Genomic DNA, 18,121 nt, shown 5'->3' on the forward strand with positions numbered 1-18,121 from the left:
GAGTTAGATATGGCAAATCCCGTTATGCTGATCACCGGCGCTAGCAGTGGCATAGGCGCAGCCACTGCCATACTCGCCGCTGAGCGCGGTTACGATGTCGTGATTACCTATTTAAGCAATCGCGAACCAGCAGAAGCCGTCGTGCAAAAAATTATTGCGCTCGAGCGACGCGCACTCTGTGTGCAAGCAGACGTGGGAATCGAAACCGATATAGTAAATTTGTTTGCACAACTCGATAATCATTTCGGTCGACTGGATGTTTTAGTAAACAACGCCGCGATTTTGCGTCAAAAATTATTCCGCGATATTCAAGTCGCTGAATTGGAAAAAGTATTTGCGGTAAATGTGATTGGCAGTTTTATCTGCGCACGTGAAGCAATAAAACGCATGAGTAAAAACAATGGCGGTGATGGCGGTTCTATTGTCAATATTTCTTCCATCGCCGCGCGCTTTGGTTCGCCATTTGAATACATCGATTACGCCGCAAGCAAAGGCGCGATTGATACGTTCACTATGGGGCTCGCCAAAGAAGTTGTTGCTGAAGGAATTCGCGTTAATTGCGTACGCCCGGGAATTATCAACACCGACTTGCATGCAAAAGGTGGCGAAGCTGGCAGGATTGCACGCATCGCCCCGACGATCCCAATGCAGCGCGCGGGTGAGGTTGATGAAATCGCAAAAACAGTTTTGTGGCTGGCATCCGACGAAGCGTCTTACATCACCGGATCTTTAGTGGATGTGAGTGGCGGGCGTTAACTAAAAATAACCGCAAAAAAACGGCAGAAAACTCTGCCGTTTTTTATTCTAAAATTTATGTATATCGACAAAAGGACTGTAAATACCATTTTTATCGAAAGCCGCTATTTGAAATATGTAATCTCCTTCAAGCCATTCAAATTTATAATTGTTGGTCCAAGGATCATTAATTGAAACATAGGTATATTTTGAATCGCCTGTTTTTTTATACCTTATCTCATAACCACCCAACTCTGTAACATCCAAGTAGGTGCCATTTTCACGCAAGCCCGGAGCAGTCCAACTTATACCAACAGGGCCTGCGACCTTCTGCGAACTTGGTGCAGAACTTGAAGAACTGGAAACACTGACAGAAGGTGCTGATGAACTGGAAGCTGTCACTTGCGCAGGCGCAGAGGATGCAGCTGAAGATACCGTCGGTGTTGTAGATGGTGCTGATGAACTGGAAGAAGAAACTGTTGGCGAAGTTGAACCTGGTACAGAGCTGGCCGCTGAACTTGTCGTTGCAGATGGAGGAGGAATATTAATCACTTCACCTGCGCTATTTACCGGTTCGAATTTAAACCAATTTATATTAAACGTCCCTTTCGTTGCTTTAATACCAAAACGTTTTTTCCCTTCGGTCAACTGGACCGTACGCTCGGTACTTGCCCATGTTTGCCAACCCGTAGTATTGGGAACAGGAACTGTATCTAAAATGGCTCCCGTATCCAAATCATAAAGCTGGAAATTAACATCCGCTTGCTTGCTTGCTACACGATAGGTAACTTTGTAGCGCCCTGCATTGGGAACCAAGAACTCAGTTTTGTCATACGTCATCCAGTCGCCAGCATCAATAAATCCCGCATTTTTTCCGCCGCCAACATCGGTTGTTGTTTCAGTACCAATACCACTCATTTTTACGTAATCCTCTGCCTGAATAAGCAGGGATGTTGGTATCGCCAAAGGTTCAATTTTGAACCAATTGATATTTGCTCCACCAACCTTGGCTACCAGATTAAATTTATGTTCACCCTCCGCCAATGTCACTTCCCGCTCGATGGTTTGCCATACTTGCCAACCACCAGTTGCAGGGACACTCACAGTATCAATGGTGGAATTGGTCAAAATATTACTCAGGACAAAATTAGCTCCGCCCTTCAAACTTGATACACGATAGGAGATTTTATATTTGCCCGCAAAAGGAGCTTTAAACACTGTGTTTGAATAAGACACCCAATCGCCAGTATCCACATAACCAAGCGCTTGACCACCACCGACATCTGTCGTCGTTTCTTTTCCTACACCATACATGCTGCTGTAGGACTCCGCCTCAACAACAAATGGAAAAGTTGTAGCAGTGGAAGAGGTGCTTGCAGCAGAGGTGGTGGTGCCAGTAGACGCTGCTGCGGGAGTACTTGAGGCTGCGGCAGCAGCGGATGATGAAACCACTGTCCCATCAAGGCTCTCGATTTTAAACCAATTCAAATTGAAGCCACCTACAGCGGCAAGAATAGTGAAGTTCTGTGTTCCACCTTGAAGGGTCACGGTGCGCTCCACATCAACCCATGTTTGCCATCCTCCAGTTTTGGGTAGCGCTGCCGTATCAAGGACTACATTGGTCACTGCATTTTTGAGGACGAGACTCCCACCACCATTTAAACTGGAAATTCGGTAGGTGATCTTATAAGTCCCGGTCGCTGGAATAGCAATGTTGTTATAAGTCATCCAGTCTGCCGATTCGATGTAGGAAACATTCTTTCCGCCACCGACATCTGCGGTATTTTCTATCCCGACACCTTTCATTGATGCATAATTTTCGGCCTCAACAGTAATCGGGGCTGGTCTTACCGTACTCGCTGCGGCACTTGGGCTAAAGATCATAAACGGAGCGCATAGGGCCATGGCTATTGAGGCACGGCGCAGGCGCTGCTGCCAATTCAATCCACGTTTTAATTGCAGTCGATCGATAAAACCCAACTCAATCAATAACTCCCCGATGGGAGCTACTTTTGCGTTGGGATCCAGCGGATCGAGTAATAATTTTCTGCGCGATTGCTCGCGGATTGCCGCATCGAGTTGCTCGGGAGTGATTAATCCTTTGCTAACTAATATGTCCCCTAACCGGGTGAGCTCTTGTTTTTTGAACATGATTCCTCCACAACTAGAACCGCATGAGTTTTGCGTGCCGAGTGATGTATGTCCTGGTGAGTGAGTGGGCGAGTTAACACTTTTTTAGTTTAGAAGATGTTTGATGGATAAGGCGCAAGGCACTTGTGCAGTGGTAACAACATTTTTACATATGGAGACTGGCCGATATTCTTTTGTCTATTTTTCATCAAATAAACGCTTAAACACTACTCAAATTCGATCAAAAGTTATCAAAATCAAGCTGGTTATGATTCATCCACAATCAAATAAACAATCATCAAAAGTTTCACCTGTAAAAATCATTTCTTATACAACAAACTCCTTGCTTATTTACCGCTTCGCCGCCTCCGGCTTTTGTCACCACGAACATCATAAAGGGTAAAGTTTGTTCGTATCTTTACGGCTAACTGCTACCTTTATAAGCGAATACTTTTGCATAAGTGTTTTCGGCTATTGCATATAACCAATATTGATTATCATCGCGCCTTTCTGGTGCGTTGCATCGGCTTGATTTTCTTAGTTCGACAAATAGGTCTCCCTCTATGAACAATAAATTACCCCTACGCTCGTTGGTTTCGGGCGCAGTTTTGCTATCCCTGCTTGTGGGTTGCGATTCCAAAAAGGCAGAAGCCCCGGCTCCCGCTGCTACCGCACCGGCGGCAACGGCAAAAGTCGAGTGGCCACATATTGATAGCGTGATTAAAAAAGACCCTGCGGTTGAAGCGCGTATTGAAGAGCTGCTGGCCAAGATGACCCTGGAAGAAAAAGTCGGCCAGCTGGTACAACCGGAAATCAAAGACCTGACCCCGGAAGACGTTAAGCAGTATCACGTCGGTTCAGTATTGAACGGCGGCGGTAGCACCCCTGGCGGCAACAAATATGCATCGCTGCAGGACTGGGTGAAGATGGCCGATGGCTTCTATAACGCCTCGGTGGATAAATCCAATGGCCGTATTGGTATCCCGATTATGTGGGGTACCGACGCAGTGCACGGTTTGGGTAACGTAGTCGGCGCGACCTTGTTCCCGCACAACATCGCACTGGGTGCGACCAACAACCCTGAATTACTGAAAGAAATCGGCCGCGTAACTGCGCGCGAAATCGCCGTGACCGGTCTCGACTGGGACTTCTCCCCGACTGTTGCTGTTGCGCGCGATGACCGCTGGGGCCGCACCTATGAAAGCTGGTCGGAAGATCCACAAATCGTAGGCGCCTTCGCAGGAAAAATGGTGGAAGGTTTGCAAGGTGAAGCCAGCGCGAACAATTTATTTTCCAACGATCACGTAATCGCAACCGCTAAACATTTTATTGGCGATGGCGGCACCCTGAACGGTGTTGACCGCGGTCCTACACAAGGCGATGAAGCACACCTGCGCGACATCCACGGCGCCGGTTATTTCAGTGCGATTGGCTCCGGTGTACAAGTGGTGATGGCCTCCTTCACCAGCTGGGACGGCACTCGCATGCACGGCCATAAATATCTGCTTACCGATGTACTCAAAGGCCAAATGGGCTTTGATGGTTTGGTAGTGGGTGATTGGAGCGGCCACAGTTTTATTCCTGGTTGTACTGCACTGAACTGTCCGCAATCGCTGATGGCCGGTTTGGATATTTACATGGTGCCGGAAACCAAATGGAAAGAGCTGTACAACAATTTGGTGGCGCAAGCGAAATCCGGTGAAATTACTGCCGAGCGTTTGGACGATGCCGTACGCCGTATTTTGCGTGTGAAAATCCGCGCAGGATTATTTGAAAAAGGCGCACCATCGACTCGCCCATTAGCAGGTAAAAAAGAAGTATTGGGTGCGCCTGAGCATCGCGCGGTTGCGCGTCAAGCGGTACGCGAATCATTGGTGTTGTTGAAAAACAAAAACAATGTATTGCCGCTGAATCGTAAACAAAAAGTATTGGTTGCCGGTGACGGTGCCGACAATATCGGTAAACAAGCGGGCGGTTGGTCTGTTACCTGGCAAGGTACTGGCAATAAAAATTCTGACTTCCCTGGCGCCACTTCAATTTATGCAGGCATCAATGAAGTTGTGAGCGCCGCTGGCGGTAAAGCAACGCTGAGTGTTGATGGCTCATTCAAAGAAAAACCGGATGTTGCTATCGTTGTTTTCGGTGAAGATCCTTACGCGGAAATGCAAGGCGACGTGGGCATGCTCGCGTACAAACCACGCAACCCTGCGGATTTGGAATTGCTGAAAAAATTGCGCAGCCAAGGCATTCCGGTGGTATCGCTGTTTATTTCCGGTCGCCCACTCTGGGTTAACCGCGAGATCAATTCATCTGATGCATTTGTTGCTATCTGGCAGCCAGGTACTGAAGGTGCCGGTGTGGCTGATGTGATTTTCAAAAATGCTGAAGGTGCAGTGAACAATGATTTCAAAGGCCGTTTGAGCTTCTCCTGGCCACGTCACCCGGATCAAACTCCGCTGAATCGCGGCGACAAAAATTATGATCCGCTATTCGCTTACGGTTTTGGTTTGAGTTACGCCGACAAAGATACACTGGCTGATAATTTGTCAGAAGACGGATTAAAAGCAGCAGAAGCTCTGGACGTGCTGGAAATTTTCAACCGCCGCCCAATTGATCCATGGCAGTTGGAAATTATCGGTTTCCAAAATGATCTGGTAGTGATGAACAGTAAAGTAGTTAAGGCATCATCACTCAGCATCGAAGCCGTTGATAAAGAAGTGCAGGAAGATGCGCGCCGCGTGCAGTGGAATGGCACTGGTAGCGGTCAGGTAGCTTTGTCAGTGGCAAACCGCCAAGACTTTATCAACTACTACAACAGCGATTCTGCGCTGGTATTTGATATCAAAGTTGATGCAGTGCCAAGCGCAACCACTTACTTGCGTTTGGGTTGTGGCTCTTACTGCGCATCCGACATTGACCTGACTGAAAAATTAAAAGGTTTCAGCGGACAAGGTTGGCAAACCGTTACCGTACCGTTTAAGTGCTATCCACAATCCGGTGCTAACTTCGGTGTGACTCAACCAGCAGAGGAATACTGGACACAAATCCTGCAACCTTTCTCGTTGATCACCAGCGGCACATTGGATATTACGTTTGCCAAAGTGAGCGTAGTGAAAGGCGCTGGCAAAGATGTGAAATGTCCTTAATTAATTTATCGTCATAAATTAATGCGTGGATAAAAAAATCCCCGTCGGTGCAAACCGGCGGGGATTTTTTATTGGTGTGAAAAAATATAATTAACTAAACGATTGCGGTGTAGTTGGTTCAACCGGATCCGTCGGTTGGATCGGACGCTCCGGATGAATCGGTGGCGGCGGTTGGATTTCCGGCTCGACCGGATTGGCCGGCGATGGATCAACCGGTCTTGGTTCCGGTGGCGTTACTGCATTTTGGCAAAGTCGATTAATGTTCATAACAATTTACCTCGCGTGTAATAATATTTTTATCGATTTATTTGCGTAATTTGAATACCACTATTTGCGCAATTTAAATAACAGTAGAGAGCGATCAGTTACCACAAATTTATGACCAAAGGCGTAGTTTTCCGGGTCGTGTTCTTCCGGGCGATTGGTATCCACCAGACACTGCCAACTTTTTCCCTGAAAAACTTTTGGTAAAGCAAAATCCACCGCTTCCGGATGCGCATTAAAAATTAATAACAAAGTTGCATCGGCACCGCTGCGATGAATACCGGTGGGTTGTGCGCGACCATCGAGCAACATACCGAGACATGCACGCTCTTCATTGCCCCAATCATCGCCGTGCATTTCATGGCCGCTGGGCGACAACCAGGTAACATCTTTCACCCCCAGCTCTTCGTTGTATTCACCGACCAGAAACCGACCCCGACGCAACATCGGATAGGTCTGGCGCAAGTTGATAATGCGCTGGGTAAACGCGAGCATTTTTTTGCCTTGGTCTTTTAAATCCCAATTGATCCAACTGAGTTCGTTATCCTGGCAATAAACGTTGTTATTGCCTTCCTGCGTATGCGCAAATTCATCGCCTGCCAACACCATGGGCGTGCCCTGCGAAAATAATAAAGTGCTCAACATATTGCGCATTTGGCGTTGGCGAATAGCGATAATATTTTCATCGTCGGTGATACCTTCAGCGCCATAGTTGGACGATAAATTATCGTTGGTACCATCGCTGTTGTTATCGCCGTTGGCTTCGTTGTGTTTGTCGTTATAGCTGACCAAATCGTGCAGGGTGAAACCGTCGTGCGCGGTGACAAAATTCACTGAGGCAGAGGGACGACGACCGCGCTGGTTGAACATATCGCCCGAGCCGGTGAGGCGGCTGGCGAGTTCGGGCAGTTTGCCTTTTTCGCCGCGCCAGAATGAGCGCACGGTATTGCGGAAGCGATCATTCCATTCGTGCCAACCGGGCGGAAATGCGCCGACCTGATAACCACCCAAACCACAATCCCAAGGCTCAGCGATTAATTTCAGTTGGCTCAACAGCGGATCTTGGCGGCAGGCAAGGTTGAATCCATGGCGCTCGTTAAAGCCCTCTTTTTCGCGCGCGAGAATTGTCCCCAAATCAAAACGGAAACCGTCCACGCCCATCTCTTGCGTCCAGTAGCGCAGCGAGTCGGTCACCAAACGCAAAACGCACGGATGGCTGAGATCGAGCGTATTGCCGGTGCCCGAATCATTCACGTAATAGCGCTTGTTGTTTTCCACCAGGCGATAGTAGGTGGCGTTGTCGATCCCGCGCATTGAAAGAGTCGGCCCCAATTCGCTGCCTTCGGCGGTGTGGTTGTAAACCACATCGAGGATCAATTCGAGATCGGCGTTGTGCAGGCGCGCCGCCATCTCCTTAAATTCGTTGAGATGACCGTGGGCGGCGTAAGCTGTGTGCGGCGCAAAAAAAGCGATGCTGTTGTAGCCCCAATAATTTTTCAGGCCGCGCTCCAGCAGGTGATTGTCATCGACAAAGGCGTGCACCGGCAGCAGCTCGACACTTGTAACGCCCAGCGCGCGGATATGCTTGAGCACTTCCGGGTGCCCCATACCGGCGAAAGTCCCTTGCAGATCCTTGGGCACCGACGGATGCAACATGCTCATGCCACGCACATGCGCCTCGTAAATGATGGTTTTATCGGTAGGTACACGGAATGAGCGATGGTTGCCCCAGGTAAATGCCGGGTCGACCACCTTGGCCTTGGGCACAAAGTCGGCGCTGTCACGCTCATCAAAACTTAAATCCTTGTCCGGATGGCCGATGGTGTAGCCGAACAAACACTCCGACCATTCCAGCTTGCCCACCAACTGTTTGGCGTAGGGATCGATCAGCAGTTTGTTGTGGTTAAACCTGTGACCGGCGTCCGGTTCGTAGGGGCCGTACACGCGATAACCGTATATTTGGCCGGCGTGCACGTCGGGAAGGTAACCGTGCCAGATTTCATCGGTGTACTCGGGCAGTTCGATCCGCTCCATCTCCACTTCGCCCGTGCTATCGAATAAACACAATTCGACTTTGGTAGCGTGGGCGGAAAAAATGGCGAAGTTCACGCCGACACCATCCCAGGTTGCGCCCAACGGGAAGGGGTTGCCCTCGGTGATCCGCGAGCGCACTCTGCTGTCGGTATTCACCATCACTTTTTCACGTGCATTCATGTTGTTTTCCTTCGGCATTAGTCAGATCGCCCGGGGCACTAACGACCTTGGTGCCCCGGATTTTCAGCAGTCATCACTAGCTCATTTGCGGCGCATCACTTTTGGCTTTCGCCGGTTTGCGCGCAGGCTTGGCCGGTTTGGTTTCCGCTTGCTGCTGATTGGCGACCGCCGCGCCCTTGCTGGTAATGGTGGCCTTACGCGCTTTGGTTTTGGCAGTGGCCGGCACTTCGCTCACTTGCTGGGGGCTATCAAAGCCGGGATTGCCAAACGCAGACTCCACATCCTCGGCGGCCAGCTTGCAGGCGATATCCCAATGGCGTGCAGACTGGCCGTGGGGGCGCCCCTCTGATTCCCAGATTTGGTAGGCCAAGTCGCGGATACGGTGTTCATTCATGTTCATGGTGGAATTCCTCGGAAATAGGGTTGGGGATTGAGTACAAAATGTTTACAGGGAAATCGGTAAGCACACTGGCCAGCTTCAGGCAGCCGTGTTCGGCCGACAGAGGGTGGCGCGAAAAAACAGCGGTAAAGCGCACATCAACAAGCGAGTCAGGCAGGATCAAACGGGTATCGCCCCATTGCTCGGGCGCGATGTAAGGGGTCGGGCTACCAGCCAGCAGATTCACCGCCAGGCGCGGCACCACCACAATCAGGTATTTACCCTGGAAGTGACGGGCGAATGCGATGACCCGCTCGGCCTGCGCACCTTCCACATGCAGCGGCTGGTAATCACCATGCAAAAATAACTTGGGATGGGCTTTGCGGAATGCCAACACTTCGGCGATCAGATGCTGCTTGATCAGGCCATTGCGCCACTGGTTTACCCGCTCATCCGGCTCGGTGAGTTTGTCGGCAAGGGCATTAACGCGAGTCTGGAAATCCACCGGGCGGCGGTTGTCGGGGTCGACCAAACTGAAATCCCAAAACTCATTGCCCTGATACAAATCCGGCACCCCCGGCGTCGTAAGGCGCAGCAGGGTTTGCCCGACGCTGTTCAGCGCACCGGCAGGCGCCAGTGCCAGTGCAGCGGCGGCAATATCCTCGCGCAAATCGCGCGTATCCTCAGCCAGCAACAAGCGGGTTAAGTACTGGCGGCAAGCGGCTTCGTAGTCAGTATTGGGCGTGCTCCAACTGGTGCGCAGCTTGGCCTCGCGCAGCGCCTTTTCCTGCCATTGCACCAAGCGGTCGAGGTAGCGGGTAAGGCCTTGTTGACGCACTTTTTCGCGCGCTGCTTCATCTTCTTCGGTGCGATTATTTTCCAGGTCGGGCGTACTCACCAATTCCAGATCAAGTGGCCAGCTGCCGAGCAGGGTTTGAAACAGGATCAACTCATCGCCCGGCGAGGGCACCTGGGTATCATCCAGCTCGGTGCGTAACGGCCGCGCGCGCTGTTGCCACTGGGCGACTTTTTCCGCGAACCAAACGGCGCGTTCGCTGATCACCGCCAAGCGCGCCCGGGTGTCTTCACCGCGCTTGTGGTCGTGGGTGGCGGTAGCCAGCAGGTTATGCGGAAAACAGCTCGCCCGCTCTTCGCAATCGTGATGAAACTGGGCAACCGAACCGCTAAAACGGGCGGGATCAAAGCCCACATCGTTGCGCGATAACAGCACCGCCGAGCGATAGCAGGCAGTATCTTCCACCGCTTTGGCGGCAATGGGCGAGGTGAGTTGCTGGAAGCGCGCTAGCGTCCGCTGGCGCAAACGGCGGAGCGGGCCGGGCGCCAGTGAGCGGATAGGTTCGCCACCCAGCCACTGGTCAAGGTAATCCAGAATCGGCCAGTCACTCTGTGCCAGGGTGGTGCGCGCATCGGCCAGCGCCGTGCTGAAAAACGCTTGGTCCTGAATCGAGCGATGGCCGGAATTGGCGTAGGTGCGATACACCGGAAAATGCACCACCAACTCAAACAGCGCGCGCTGGATTGCGCCGAGGGTGAGGTCGCGGGTGGCGATATTGCCGCGCGCGATGGCGAGCAAGCCCTGGGCGACAGCGGCAAAATCCCCTGCCAGCGACGACGAGAGCACCAGCCGCCGCGCCTCTTTTTCTTCCTCTTTAAATGACTGGTGGCGGCCGCTGGTGTTGTGCCAGAGATCATACAGCTGCAGGGCGCCGACCGGATCGTGCTGGATCAGCGATATCTGGTTCATAAACTCGTAGCCGGTGGTGCCTTCCACCTGCCAATTGGCCGGTAGCACTTCACCATCGCCGAGGATTTTTTCCACGTAAATCGGGAAATGCGCGCGGTTCAAAGGCGCCGCGCGACGGCTGATTTGCGTGTTAACCGAGCGGCGCAATTTGCGGCAATAGGCGCGCGGGTTGAGCAAGCCATCGATATGGTCGATACGCAAACCGTCGATCAAGCCGCGCCCGACCAGCTCCAGGATTTTGCCGTGCACCGCACTAAAGACATCGGCGCGCTCCATACAGAGCGCACCCAGTTCGTTGATATCAAAAAAGCGCCGCCAGTTGATATCGTCCACCGCCGTGCGCCAGCTGGCGAGACGGTAGTGCTGGCACTCCAACAGTTGATGCAGCCGCTGCACAGTTTCGTCCTGATACACCCGCTGCTGCCAATCGCTGTCGCCGTCATTGCTGGCGGACTCAACGGTAAATTGCGCCAGCGCATGCTGGATAACATCGTCCAGATTCTCTGCCCGCACCTGTTCACTCAGTTCCCGGCGCAAAGCGCGCGCGTGTTGCAGGTAATCCGCCGTTTTCTCCAGCGCCTCAAAGCGGCGGCCGAAGGCCTGCAACGCAGGGTGGTCAGTCTTGCCCAACAGCTCGCGATAACTGGGTGGATAGAGCGGAAAAACATGGTCGTAATGCTTGGCATAAAACGATCCCTGCTCCCCATCAAAGTGCAGGGTGATCTCACCCGAGGCGAGCACTTCGCCGTAATCGGCGCGCAAAAATGGCAAGAGTATCTGGCCTTTGAGCAGCGGGTCGGGTGAATTCCACTGGATATCAAAAAAGTGCGCGCGCGGGCTGCGCGTCCCCCACTCCAACACATCCAACCACCAGGGATTGGCATCACCGCCGACCGCCATATGGTTGGGCACAAAATCCACGATCAACCCCATTTGTTCAGCGCGCAATGCGGCGACCAAACGCTCCAAACCCGCCTCACCACCCAACTCGGGGTTGACGCAGGTGGGGTCGACCATGTCGTAACCGTAGGTTGAACCGGGGCGCGCCTTGAGGATCGGCGATGAGTAGAGATGGCTGATACCCAGCCGGGCAAAATAAGGGACTAGCCGCACCGCATCGTCGAAGGTGAATTCGCGATGGAATTGCAAACGCGCGGTGGCGCGGACCATTGGCACACTGACTTCTGTCATTACTCGTTTCTCGCTCACAGGCTCCGGTTGCCTGCCAAATGTTTAAAGATCCTTGTTTTACTGCAATCCCGATTTGATCTTGTAGATACCACCCTCAAGAGATACCGCCATCAAGAGATTCCACTATCAATGCTCGCCAGCGCACTCAGCGGCGGCAGCACACCTTGGGTGTAACTCGCGTTATCCACGCGGTGGTTAAACAGCACCCGCACTTTCTCCCAAGGGGCTTTTACGTCGACGGCCGACTTGCCCAGATTGAGGTCAATGCGCAGCAAGCGCTCATCGCCCATACGCCAAAAAGCCGAGATCGCACCTTCGCCCAAAATAGTCACCCCCGCCGAATAGGCGCCGACCAGACGTGGAGTAATGTCTGCCGCGCGGATCGCCAACAACCGGCGATAGCTATCCAGGCACTGCTGCTGGGCGGTGGTTTTTGGCATTGCGTAGCCGGGGTTGGAATCATCAAAAGTGCCGACGGCATTGGGGTCGGGAATCTCGTCGCGCTGGTGGTGACCGAACTCGGCAAACTCGTTGCGGCGGCCTTCGCATACCGCCTTGGCCAGCTCGGGCGAGTGATCAGTGAAAAACAGAAACGGTTGTTCTGAGCCCCATTCCTCGCCCATAAACAGCAGCGGCACCATGGGCGATAACAGCAACAACACGCGCGCGGCACCGAGGGCAGATTCGTCAGCCAACTGGCTCAAGCGCTCGCCAAAGGCGCGGTTGCCGGTTTGATCGTGGTTTTGCAGAAAGAGGATAAAACTGGTCGGCGGCAAATGGCCACTGGGTGCGCCACGGCGATGACCACGCCGATCCTGCTCGCCCTGAAAGATAAATCCCTCACTTAAGCAGCGCGCCAGTTTTACCGTGGGCGCATCGGCAAAATCCTGGTAATAACCTTCCTGCTCGCCAGTCAGCAGGTGATGCAGAACGTTGTGACCATCGTCATTCCACTGCGCATCAAAACCCTGTTGCAGCAGAGCGGGGTCGTTTTCCTCGTTCTCCAACATCAAATGCACATGGCGCTCACGGGGGATTGCTCCGCGCACCCGCATCGCCAGCTCGACCAGAAAATCCTTTTCGCTAATCGCATGCACCGCATCAAAGCGCAGTCCATCAACGCGATAATCCAGCACCCACATAAGCGCGTTTTCGATAAAAAAGTCGCGTACTTCGCGGCGACGGAAATCGATGGCGGCACCCCAAGGGGTTTGGATGTCCTCGCGGAAAAATGATTTGGCGTAATGGCCGAGATAATTGCCGTCGGGGCCGAAGTGGTTGTAGACCACATCGATAAACACCATCAGCCCGAGTTCGTGGGCGGTATCAATCAAGGCTTTCAAATCGTCGGGTGAACCGTAGGCGGAATCGGGCGCAAACGGCAGTACCCCGTCATAACCCCAATTGCGCGCGCCGGGGAATTCGCCCAGCGGCATCAGCTCAATCGCCGTCACGCCCAATTCGGACAGCGCCAGCAATTGCTGACGCACACCGGCAAAGCCACCCAGCAAACCTACATGCAGTTCGTAGATCACCGTCTCCTGCCAGGGGCGGCCATTCCAGCGATGGGTCTGCCACTGGTAGCTGCTGTGATCGAGCACCCGGCTCCAACCGGTGGGATCATCCACTTGCCCGCGCGCCGCGGGATCGGGCACTTGCAGCTCACCGTTGATCACAAAGCGGTAATCCATGCCGTTGCCACAGGCATGCTCCAGCTCATACCAACCATCACCGGTTGCATGCATTGCCAGTGAATCGCCGCTCCACAACAGCAGCGACACCTTGCGTGCATCCGGTGCCCAGAGGGAAAACCGCGTACCGCCGTTAGGTAGTACCTGCGCGCCATGCCTTGGTGCGGGATGCTCCATTAACAGCGACCTCCGTAGATCGGCAAAAACGCCAATTTGCGCTGCGCTTCCTGAACCGTGTGCTGATACAACTGGGCGTAGGGCTTGATCGATTCGCGCCAGTATCGCGGCGAGGCCATGGCGCAGCAGCGCATGGCATTCATCAGCGCTGGGCGCGCAAATACTTTCAGCGCGCGATCAATCGCCGCGCGATAACTGTTGGCGATGGCATCTTGAAACAGAAAGCCGTTAAGACCGTCTTCGATAGTGTCGGCCAAGCCGCCTGTGCGCGTGGCAATCGGCAGGGAGCCGAAGCGCTGGGCATACATCTGCGTCAACCCGCAGGGCTCAAACCGCGAGGGCATTAACAGGAAATCGCTGCCCGCAAAAATACGGCGTGACTCGGCCTCGTTAAAGCCGATATGCACCCCGACTTTGCCGGGATAACGCCGCGCCAATTGCACCGCCTGTGATTCCAGTTGCGACTCACCGCAACCCATAATCACCATGCGGCCACCGGCTTCAATTACCGATGAAGCGACGTTGAACGTCAGATCCACACCTTTTTGCTGCGCCAGTCGCGAGACCACGGCAAATAAAGGACCATCACCACTCGGTAGATCAAACAGGCGCTCGACATGGCGGGTATTGGCGCGCTTGGCTGCCCACTCGCGCGAACTGAAACTCTCCACCAAGTGCGGATCGCTGCCCGGCTCCCAACTCTCATCGATACCGTTAGTGATACCGTGCAACAGCCCCTGGTCGTATTTCCATTTGAGCAAGCCATCCAGCCCGCAACCAAAATGCGGCTGGGTAATTTCGCGCGCGTAGGTCTGGCTCACGGTGGTGATTTGGTTTGCGTAGACAATGCCCGCTTTCAGGAAAGATAACTTGCCGTAAAACTCCATCCCTTCCACGCGAAATGCTTCGGGCGGCAAGCCGAGGTCAGCGCCGCACTCAGGGCCAAACAATCCCTGATGCGCGAGGTTGTGAATAGTGAATACTGTCGGGGTCGCCTGACCGTGCCAGGCCATATACGCGGGCGTTAATGCCGCAGGCCAATCGTGGGCATGCACCAACTCCGGCCGCCACCCCAAATGGCCTTTACCCATTGCCAAATCAGCCGCCGCGAGCGCAAAACGTGCGAAGCGGATATGGTTGTCATGCCAATCGCGACCACTGGCATCGCCATAAGGAGAACCTTCGCGCTCATACAACTCAGGGCAGATCACCACATAAATAGTGCAGCCATCATCCATGGTCAGCTCGCCGATTTTGCACGGCGGTAATCCCGCAAATCCCTCAAGCCGCGCCACAATACTGATCGGGTATTCGCTATTCATAATTTGGCGATAACCCGGAATCAGCACACGCACATCGTGTCGTGCAGAAAGCGCTTTTGGTAAAGCGGCAGACACATCACCCAAGCCGCCCGCTTTAATTAATCCCGTATATTCCGGCGTGACGAATAATATTTTTTTGCGCTGCAATTCTTTTTTATCGCAGACTGTCGTCATTTGTCGCCGCTCTGAAATCGGCAGCGCATTGGCATTCGCAATTAGCATTTCAGATTTTAAGGCTGGTTCGCCCATGATATTCACCTGATTGAGATAGTGGTTTTTAGTACGCCGGCGATTCCAGTTCACGCGACAACTTGATTTCAAAAAAACTATTTAAAAAGAACAGTTTCAACTCAAAAAATTAATTCAAAACTAAACGGGTGGTTGCGGATCAGGCGCCACCACTTTTTTTGCCTCGGGAGCAACTTCCGGGCGCACTTCGCGAAAATTGGTACGGTTTTGCGGGAAGTGATCCGGGTAGTTCACCGAAATAAAATTGATCAGGTTTTCACGCAGGTAACAGCGCAAATCAAAATTGCGTGATGAATCGGCAGAGCTGACCAAAATCCGCAATTGAATTGCGTTTTCTTTTGTCTCTACCACTTGAATACCTTTTACCCGGCCATCCCATAAGTCAGGCACTTTCTCACAAAGCTCATCCAATTTTGCGCGCAGCGGTTCCAGTGGCAGTGCATAGTCCACCCACAGCATCACCGAGCCGAGCAACGAGGAAGTTTTGCGAGTCCAATTCTGGAACGGATTTTCAATAAACCATTGCAGCGGAACGATTAAGCGGCGGTCATCCCAAATGCGGATAACAATGTAGGTGCTGGTAATTTCTTCTACACGCCCCCATTCACCTTCGACGATCACCACATCATCCAACCGAATCGGTTGCGTGAACGCCAATTGCAATCCGGCAATTAAATTTCCCAATACCGGTTTCGCGGCAAAACCAACTGCCAGACCAGCAAGACCAGCAGAAGCCAAAATACTGGTACCGAATTGCCGCGCCATAGGGAAGGTCATCAGCATCGCCGAGATGCCAAATAAAATAATTATCAGGCTGAGAGTCTGCTCAAGCACTTTGGTTTGCGTTTGAATTCGGCGCGCCGAAAGGTTATCGCTAACGTTGGTAGGATTGCGTCGCGTAATTAATTGATGCAATGCATCCACAATGCGCAAACCCAACCAGGTAACGCTACCGATAATAAACAGCGTGGTTGCGTGGCGCAGCGGAGAAATAAAAAGCGTTTTATCATCTGCAGTGCCCCATACCGCTTGCAAACCAATAAGGGGAACCAATAATTGCAGCGGTGCGGCGATGTTAATAAAAATATCGCGCGCAAATGAAAGAGGGGTGACGATGCGGATTAAAATTCGTGCGACCCAGCGGGCCAATAACATTAAAAAGAGAAAGACACCAACTGCAATCGCAAGCAGTTGTATTTCGCCTATATATGCTTCCCAATTTATTGCCATAGTTACCCGATCTCCGCACAACGTAATTACTACAGTTAAATTACAGCGGTTTAACTCGTTGACGCTTCCCGCCGTAGTGCCAGAATCAACTCCGGCTTGTTCATTGATGAGCGACCAGCAATATGCAGTGCCCGCGCCCGCTGCAATAAATATTCTTTGGTATGCGACTCAAGCGAATTGCTACTCGCTTTTTCTTTCCTTGTTGCAACGGCATTTTTTGCTGAATCCTTACGTGCCGCTTTTTTCTCTCTGGCCGACGTATGAGTTCCAGACCCTGAGCGCTCACCGCCACCCGATTGTTTGTTCACCGTTGCCCATGCAATTTCCGCTGCCTTTTCCGGAGAAATTCCTTTCTGCTCGTAACTTTCTTCAATGTGGCGAGCTTTGCGTTTTTGCGCTGCGGTGTATTTTGCTTTACTGCCTATGGCCATGATTTCATCTCCTCAATCACAATGTTTGATTTGATTTTCAAGCCATCTGGCGGGGAGTGCCCACCAGATTTATTTCTGGAAAATTAATGATGATCAGCTTTACCATCATCTACTTTGATGTTGTTGCTGCCACGGGCAAGCACGCCAACCAAAGCTTCTGCTTCAGTCAAGTGATGCTCCAATTTAGGCAGTGAGGTTGCAGCCAAACGGCGTACATCTTCATCAGTAGAAGAGGACGCATCTTTGTACAATTTGATGGTGGCTTTATGCGCATCAATTTGGTTGTTAACGTAAGCTGCATCAAAAGATTCACCATCGCGTTGTTTTAGCACATAGGCTTTAGCGCGGGACAGCAATTCAGCATCATCCGCTACTTTCACATTCTTTTTGGTTGCCAATGCGCGCAGCTCTTTATTAGCGGTTGCATGGTCTTCAATCATTTTTTTTGCATAGGCTTTTACTTCAGGAAAGGTCGACTTTTGAATCGCCAGTTTCCCTGCCTCAATCTCGGCAATACCTTTTGCGGATGCCTCATCAATAAAATCGTCAGTGTCCACACCCGCAGCGAAAGCTTGGGCGCCAATCAAACTAAAAGCAGCAAAGAACATCCCGGCAAAGAAGGTGTTAGCAAATTTGAAAGTTGAAGTTTTCATAATTTATTACCTCGTCCAATAATTGATATTGCGTAAACGTTAAAATGATCGTGCATTTTAAAGTAAGGGTAATTACGCAATATCAAGGCCAATTTGACGAAGCGCCGCACAATAAAAAAATAATCGCGCGTTAAGTGTGTTGCCGCACAGAGGGGGATGATTTAGATGAAGCTATTTAAAAATTAAGTGCAGTGGCGCACCGAGCGAAAATTATTAAGGTTCTATTAAGAAATCTATTTACAACGCTATGGCTTATAAACAGCAGCTGATTTGTAATTTTTTCAAGTACACATATTCAATAGCAATGTAATTTTTGCGCCTGCCACTTAAGCGTGCACAACCATCATTTTCAATCTGGACTATCCTGAACTTGTTGACTGGCGCGGCTGTACTGATCTTTTAATAATGAAAATTCCTGTAGCTATGTAAAGCCATTACAGGAATACGGCGCCACACTGGTCTGCTATTTGCAATTTCAATCAAATTTGGTGCGCGGTTAACTAACCGAATCTCGCACTCAAGGTGATTTTCACGGAAAGAGCGA

General features: G+C 51.7%; 13 protein-coding genes. 3 read left to right on the forward strand and 10 right to left on the reverse strand.

All coding sequences use genetic code 11. From position 1 onward, the window contains the following. The first annotated feature begins 9 nt into the window (after positions 1 to 9). The gene (locus AAGC78_RS15910; RefSeq protein ID WP_435785085.1) at positions 10 to 756 is read left to right on the forward strand and encodes an SDR family oxidoreductase; all 747 of its coding nucleotides are present in this window, start codon (positions 10 to 12) and stop codon (positions 754 to 756) included. A gap of 48 nt (positions 757 to 804) precedes the next feature. Here the strand turns inward: AAGC78_RS15910 and AAGC78_RS15915 are convergent, their stop codons facing one another. Next, the gene (locus tag AAGC78_RS15915; protein WP_435785086.1) at positions 805 to 2,886 is read right to left on the reverse strand and encodes a carbohydrate-binding protein; all 2,082 of its coding nucleotides are present in this window, start codon (positions 2,884 to 2,886) and stop codon (positions 805 to 807) included. 103 nt (positions 2,887 to 2,989) lie between these two features. Here AAGC78_RS15915 and AAGC78_RS15920 point away from each other — a divergent pair, with 103 nt between their 5' ends. Together AAGC78_RS15920 and AAGC78_RS15925 are read left to right on the forward strand one after the other, a co-directional pair. Beyond that, on the forward strand, positions 2,990 to 3,268 hold the full coding sequence (locus tag AAGC78_RS15920) for a hypothetical protein (RefSeq protein WP_435785087.1): 279 nt from the start codon (positions 2,990 to 2,992) through the stop codon (positions 3,266 to 3,268). Between the two features lie 160 nt (positions 3,269 to 3,428). Beyond that, the gene (locus AAGC78_RS15925; protein ID WP_435785088.1) at positions 3,429 to 6,011 is read left to right on the forward strand and encodes a glycoside hydrolase family 3 protein; all 2,583 of its coding nucleotides are present in this window, start codon (positions 3,429 to 3,431) and stop codon (positions 6,009 to 6,011) included. A 90-nt stretch (positions 6,012 to 6,101) separates the two neighbouring features. Here AAGC78_RS15925 and AAGC78_RS15930 read toward each other — a convergent pair whose 3' ends face one another. From AAGC78_RS15930 to AAGC78_RS15970, 9 genes are all read right to left on the reverse strand, one after another. Continuing rightward, complete coding sequence (locus AAGC78_RS15930; RefSeq protein WP_435785089.1) at positions 6,102 to 6,278, reverse strand: hypothetical protein; 177 nt, start codon at positions 6,276 to 6,278, stop codon at positions 6,102 to 6,104. A gap of 60 nt (positions 6,279 to 6,338) precedes the next feature. Next, positions 6,339 to 8,489, reverse strand: coding sequence for a glycogen debranching protein GlgX (gene glgX, locus AAGC78_RS15935; RefSeq protein WP_435785090.1), 2,151 nt, complete (start codon positions 8,487 to 8,489; stop codon positions 6,339 to 6,341). Between the two features lie 76 nt (positions 8,490 to 8,565). Next, positions 8,566 to 8,889 (reverse strand): DUF2934 domain-containing protein, encoded by a 324-nt coding sequence (locus tag AAGC78_RS15940; protein WP_435785091.1) that lies wholly within the window; start codon positions 8,887 to 8,889, stop codon positions 8,566 to 8,568. Next, positions 8,876 to 11,824, reverse strand: coding sequence for a malto-oligosyltrehalose synthase (locus tag AAGC78_RS15945; RefSeq protein WP_435785092.1), 2,949 nt, complete (start codon positions 11,822 to 11,824; stop codon positions 8,876 to 8,878). Before AAGC78_RS15945 ends, AAGC78_RS15940 begins: the two co-directional genes overlap by 14 nt. Before the next feature lie 110 nt (positions 11,825 to 11,934). Then, positions 11,935 to 13,692 carry a malto-oligosyltrehalose trehalohydrolase gene (treZ, locus tag AAGC78_RS15950; RefSeq protein WP_435785093.1) on the reverse strand — a complete coding sequence of 586 codons (1,758 nt, stop codon included), beginning with the start codon at positions 13,690 to 13,692 and terminating at the stop codon, positions 11,935 to 11,937. Next, positions 13,692 to 15,263 carry a glycogen synthase GlgA gene (gene glgA / locus AAGC78_RS15955; RefSeq protein WP_435785094.1) on the reverse strand — a complete coding sequence of 524 codons (1,572 nt, stop codon included), beginning with the start codon at positions 15,261 to 15,263 and terminating at the stop codon, positions 13,692 to 13,694. Before glgA ends, treZ begins: the two co-directional genes overlap by 1 nt. Positions 15,264 to 15,383: 120 nt before the next feature. Further along, positions 15,384 to 16,493 (reverse strand): mechanosensitive ion channel family protein, encoded by a 1,110-nt coding sequence (locus AAGC78_RS15960; protein WP_435785095.1) that lies wholly within the window; start codon positions 16,491 to 16,493, stop codon positions 15,384 to 15,386. 50 nt (positions 16,494 to 16,543) lie between these two features. Continuing rightward, complete coding sequence (locus AAGC78_RS15965; protein ID WP_435785096.1) at positions 16,544 to 16,924, reverse strand: termination factor Rho; 381 nt, start codon at positions 16,922 to 16,924, stop codon at positions 16,544 to 16,546. 83 nt (positions 16,925 to 17,007) lie between these two features. After that, positions 17,008 to 17,577, reverse strand: a complete 570-nt coding sequence (locus AAGC78_RS15970; protein WP_435785097.1) for a DUF4142 domain-containing protein — start codon at positions 17,575 to 17,577, stop codon at positions 17,008 to 17,010. Between the last annotated feature and the right edge of the window lie 544 nt (positions 17,578 to 18,121).

The organism is Cellvibrio sp., assembly GCF_039207905.1.
Classification (GTDB): domain Bacteria; phylum Pseudomonadota; class Gammaproteobacteria; order Pseudomonadales; family Cellvibrionaceae; genus Cellvibrio.